Source organism: Arthrobacter sp. HMWF013, assembly GCF_003061105.1.
Lineage (GTDB): Bacteria > Actinomycetota > Actinomycetes > Actinomycetales > Micrococcaceae > Arthrobacter.
The window spans coordinates 1-2,352 of the sequence record NZ_QAIQ01000720.1 but is presented as its reverse complement, the minus strand read 5'-3'; the positions used below and the strand labels follow the sequence as shown (position 1 = coordinate 2,352).

The following is a 2,352-nucleotide window of genomic DNA, read 5'->3' as shown; positions in this document are numbered from 1 at the left end:
CACCCACCGGCAGACACTACGCCAGCGAACAACCCGACTGGGAACCACCATGGTTACCGGACAAAATTGCAGGACACGCAACGGAAACAGGAGCCGCGTTGCAGCACGAGTGAAGAACATGCACGGGTCGTTACCGCGCGCCTGGAATCCGGGCCGAGCTTTCCCCAGATTGGCGAACCGTCCAGGTTGGCGGACCCGTCCAGGTTGGCGAACCGTCCAGGTTGGCGGACCCGTCCAGGTTTAGGGGTTATGACGGTCTTGAGTCTTCGGCGTCGCATCGAAGGCAGCCCGCGCCGCATCCTCAACGGCGGAACGGTGAGCGGCCCATTCCTCCGGGCCTCGCGGCGTGAGGTTCGGATCCCCGGGCCGCTGGCCGTCGGTTCCATCGATAAGTTCGCGCAGGATGTCTGCATGGCCCAGGTGATGGGCCCTTTCCGCAACCATGTGAACCAAGATCTGGTGCAGGGTGACGTGCCGCCTGTCCTCTGGCCACCACGGCACCACCCCGGGTGCATCCAACGGCAGCGCATCGATGGTCGCGTCGCTGTGCGCCGCTGCCGACAGGTGCAGCTCAACGATGTCCTCACGGCTTTCGTCGGCGGGGACCCATAGGTCGGCGTCAGGCTTGGCATCGTCGTCGTACCAAGGCAGGGGCACTCCGCTGGGACGTCCGAAGACCTCACCAAAGTAGCCAAGTTCCACGCTGGCCAGGTGCTTGACCAGCCCCAACAGGTTGGTGCCTGTGGGAGTGAGAGGCCGGCGGATGTCGTACTCGCTCAGCCCGTCCAGCTTGCCCAGGAGGTTATCCCGCCGGACCCGCAGATAGCGATGCAGCGTTTCCTTTTCGTCCATGACGGGCACTCTATCCAACAGTGCCGGAACCGCCGGCGGGCGGCGTCCACACATACGGTGTGGTGGTCGTGATTGCGGTGAATCCCAGCCTTCGCAGGATCGGCTCGCTGTCAGCAGAGGCATCCACTTGGAGGTACTTCACCCCTCGGGTGGCCGCCACCCGGGCGCGGGCGGCCACCAGGGCCTTGTAAATCCCGCGGCCACGCCATTGCTCCAAGGTCGAGCCGCCCCAAAGTCCGCCGAAGTCTGTGCCCGGGTTGATCTCCAGCCAGGCTGCTGACACCACAACCCCTGCAGCCTCGGCCATAAAGACCACCAGGTTTGCCGGGTCCGCCGCCAATCGGCCATGCAGATCCTCCGCCACCCAGCCGTAATCAACGCCCCACACTGCGGATTTCATGGCGGCAATCCGTTCAAGGTCGCACAGTCCGGACACCTGTCTTAGCTGCACGTCTTCCGGGACCATGGGCTCAACGGCCATCGTGGCCGATTCGCCTGCCATCACGGTCTCTTTGTCTTCCGGCAGGAAGCCTGCGGCGAGGAGGCGAAGCTCGAGGTCTCCTGGGTGGTCATGCGCCCGGGTTTTCCACTCCACGGCTTCTCCGCGGCCGGCAAAGTAGTCACGCTGTTCCTCGATCAGCCGGTCGAGTATTTCGCCCTCTGCCCCGAGATCGCGGGCTGATTCGATGAAGCCCCGCCGCTGTCCGGTCACTCGAAGCAGGTGTCCCAGCATTTGATAGTCGTGGCCCGTCGGTACCACCAGGGGCACCAGCCTGCGGAGCTGGGAATCGTACGCAGCAAGGACCTCGGCGGGTGTGGTCATGCGGTTCAGCCTAGGACACTGTCGACGGGAAGGGTGACAGCCCACCATAGTCTGGTATTCCAGACGCAAATAATGATCTGATGGCTCTGCAGCCCTCGGCTAAGGGCGCAAGGTTGAGTGCGGGATCCCGGACAGTGCGGGAGATGCCCGCACCAAGAGCCGTTCGGCGGCAGAGGATGGAGACTCATGATGACAGATGCGGCTGAGCCCCAAGGAGGCCGTGAGCCAAAGGTGACGTCGAAGGTCCCTGCCGCCGAGAACACCCTGCGCATCCTCAAACTGCTGGCCTCGAAGCGGGGGCCGATGGCGGCGTCGAGCATTGCCACGTCGCTGGGCCTGCCGCGCTCCAGTGTCTACCACCTCCTGGGCGTGATGGAGGCGAACGGGTTTGTCCTCCACCTGCATGAAGAGCAGCGCTACGGGCTCGGCATCAGCGCCTTTGAACTCAGCTCGGCCTATTCGCGGCAGGAGCCACTTTCGCGTTTGGGCCGGCCATTGCTGGCATCGCTGGTGGACGTCATTGGCGAAAGCGCGCACTTGGCGGTACTCCATGGGCGCGACGTGCTGTACATCGTGGAGGAACGGGCCAAGAACCGCCCGTCGCTGGTGACCGACGTCGGCGTCCGTCTCCCGAGCCATCTCACCGCCAGCGGCCGGGCAATCCTTGCCGCGCTGCC

General features: G+C 64.5%; 3 protein-coding genes. 1 reads left to right on the top strand and 2 read right to left on the bottom strand.

What is annotated here, in order from left to right; genetic code table 11:
• Window positions 1-240: 240 nt before the first annotated feature.
• Both DBR22_RS23215 and DBR22_RS23210 read right to left on the bottom strand, forming a co-directional pair.
• Entirely contained in the window at window positions 241-852 is a 612-nt protein-coding gene (locus DBR22_RS23215; RefSeq protein ID WP_108600909.1) for a DinB family protein, read from the bottom strand.
• Window positions 853-862: 10 nt separating this feature from the next.
• Complete coding sequence (locus DBR22_RS23210; protein ID WP_108600908.1) at window positions 863-1,675, bottom strand: GNAT family N-acetyltransferase; 813 nt, start codon at window positions 1,673-1,675, stop codon at window positions 863-865.
• 186 nt (window positions 1,676-1,861) lie between these two features.
• Here DBR22_RS23210 and DBR22_RS23205 point away from each other — a divergent pair.
• Window positions 1,862-2,352, top strand: a 491-nt coding sequence (locus DBR22_RS23205) for an IclR family transcriptional regulator (RefSeq protein ID WP_258229429.1), incomplete at its 3' end; no start/stop codon positions are given.

Excerpts from the sequence above, each read along its gene's own strand:
- DBR22_RS23215 (WP_108600909.1), bottom strand. The coding sequence starts at position 852 with ATGGACGAAAAGGAAACGCTGCATCGCTATCTGCGGGTCCGGCGGGAT.
- DBR22_RS23210 (WP_108600908.1), bottom strand. The coding sequence starts at position 1,675 with ATGACCACACCCGCCGAGGTCCTTGCTGCGTACGATTCCCAGCTCCGC.